Genomic DNA, 2,106 nt, shown 5'->3' on the forward strand with positions numbered 1-2,106 from the left:
CTTTCAAAGTAATGTATTCATTATGTTTTCATTTTCCTAAAACTTCATATCGTTATCTCTCTTGTATATATAAATCCCATGCATCATCAAATATAGACATACTTTCTAGCATTCCACTTAACTCTAAGTATGAACTAATTACATCATAGTCTTCAGATTGCTTCGGAAAACTTAAATCATCATACATCGCCTCTGCTAAATCTGATATTTCATTTTTAAATAAAGCTGCACGGTGCTTCATCATATAATGGTAAAATGTCTTTTTCAAAAATATTCCCTACCTTTCTAACTTGGGTACATTATACAAGGCAAAAAAGAAAAAAACCAGCATAAAAGCTGGTTAAAAGTCGAAATAATTCCTTTTTAATAAACGTGGTCTTCCCATCAACTCTTCGTATGTTAGTTGTTTTGGCAAATCTTTCGTATAAATTAAAAACAACTGATCTTCAATTTCTTTTACAGTATGGTCTGCTTGATAGTCCATTCCACATGAGGAACAAGTAATACATGGTGTCTCTTGGATTTCAATGGCTTTCGTACCATCTGGTAATTCCCAATATACAGTATTCAAGCTTTCTTTCGCTTCTGTACTGTCACACCACATACAATTCATACTACGTCACCCTCATTTTTTTTGTCATCATCTAACTTTGCTATTTGTGCTTGATATTTTTTATCTTTTAATTGATCACGCTTATCACGTTTATCTTTTAAAGAAGCATGCGTTTCATTGACTTCATAATCTTTACGGCGATTCATACGTTGTAAATCATCTGGAACAAGATTAAATTTCTTATCACTCATCAATCCTGCAACGCCGATATCAGAACGTTTCTCTTCATAAGTCGGATAAATTTCTTTAAAGTAGCCTTCTGCTCTTCCTGGGATATAGTTTTCTGGTTCTGGATACGTTGTAATAACCCCTTCAAAGTTACGAAGAACAACTTTATCCGCACTTTGTGAAATTAAATAGTTTGGCTGAAGCGCAATTTTTCCGCCTCCGCCCGGTGCATCGACAACGAAAGTTGGTACTGCATAACCAGACGTATGTCCACGTAAGCCTTCAATAATTTCAAGACCTTTCGAAACTGGTGCACGGAAATGACCGATACCTTCTGATAAATCACATTGATAAATGTAATATGGACGAACACGAATTTTCACTAAATCATGCATAAGTTTTTTCATAATTGGAACGCTGTCATTAATTCCAGCTAAAATTACAGCTTGGTTTCCAATTGGAACACCTGCATTCGCAAGCATTTCACATGCTAGTTTCGATTCTTCTGTAATCTCAATAGAAGTGTTAAAATGCGTATTTAACCATACTGGATGGTATTTTTTAATAATGTTACACAGGTTTTCTGTAATACGCTGCGGGAATACAACTGGTGCTCTCGTTCCGATACGAATAATCTCGACATGCGGGATTGCTCGTAAATTCTTTAATACATATTCTAAAATTTTATCATTAATTAGAAGTCCATCACCGCCAGAAATTAAAACGTCACGTACTTGTGGTGTTTCACTAATATAAGCAATCGCATCATCTAATTGCTTTTTCGGTACGCCCATTCCAATTTGTCCACTAAAACGACGACGTGTACAGTAACGACAATACATAGAACATTGATTCGTTACTAAAAATAGTACGCGGTCTGGATAGCGATGCGTTAATCCTGGAACTGGTGAATCTTCATCTTCATGAAGAGGATCTTCTAAATCATATTTTGTTTTATATAACTCTTCCGAAATCGGTACTGATTGCATCCGAATCGGACAGCGTGGGTCATCAGGATTCATTAGCCAAGCATAGTACGGTGTAATGTTTAACGGGATCGTTTTCGTTGAAATTTTAACACCTTCTTCTTCTTCAGGTGTTAAGTTAATTAGTTTCTTTAAATCATCTAAAGTTTTGATCGTATTCGTTAATTGCCAAACCCAATCATTCCATTGTTCTTCTGTAACATCTTTCCATAATTCAATATCCTTCCAGTGACGATTTGGTTTGTATACATCATGTAACATTGCTATTCCCCCTTTTTATACGCTCATCCTTTATATAAGCAATAATTATGCCAACTTCATATACTTGATAAGTAAATG

General features: G+C 35.0%; 3 protein-coding genes. All 3 read right to left on the bottom strand.

The window, feature by feature from the left end; translation table 11 throughout:
* Positions 1-52: 52 nt before the first annotated feature.
* Entirely contained in the window at positions 53-268 is a 216-nt protein-coding gene (locus AB3X48_RS21460) for a YozE family protein (RefSeq protein ID WP_002085796.1), read from the bottom strand.
* A gap of 72 nt (positions 269-340) precedes the next feature.
* The gene (locus tag AB3X48_RS21465) at positions 341-613 is read right to left on the bottom strand and encodes a YokU family protein (RefSeq protein WP_002085797.1); all 273 of its coding nucleotides are present in this window, start codon (positions 611-613) and stop codon (positions 341-343) included.
* Positions 610-2,028 (bottom strand): lysine 2,3-aminomutase, encoded by a 1,419-nt coding sequence (gene kamA, locus AB3X48_RS21470; RefSeq protein ID WP_016104761.1) that lies wholly within the window; start codon positions 2,026-2,028, stop codon positions 610-612. Before kamA ends, AB3X48_RS21465 begins: the two co-directional genes overlap by 4 nt.
* Positions 2,029-2,106: the final 78 nt, after the last annotated feature.

This window comes from Bacillus sp. S4 (genome assembly GCF_040838205.1).
Lineage (GTDB): Bacteria > Bacillota > Bacilli > Bacillales > Bacillaceae_G > Bacillus_A > Bacillus_A cereus_U.

What these genes read in the sequence shown, in the direction of transcription:
- kamA (WP_016104761.1), bottom strand. Translation starts at nt 2,028, where the DNA reads ATGTTACATGATGTATACAAACCAAATCGTCACTGGAAGGATATTGAA.
- AB3X48_RS21465 (WP_002085797.1), bottom strand. Translation starts at nt 613, where the DNA reads ATGAATTGTATGTGGTGTGACAGTACAGAAGCGAAAGAAAGCTTGAAT.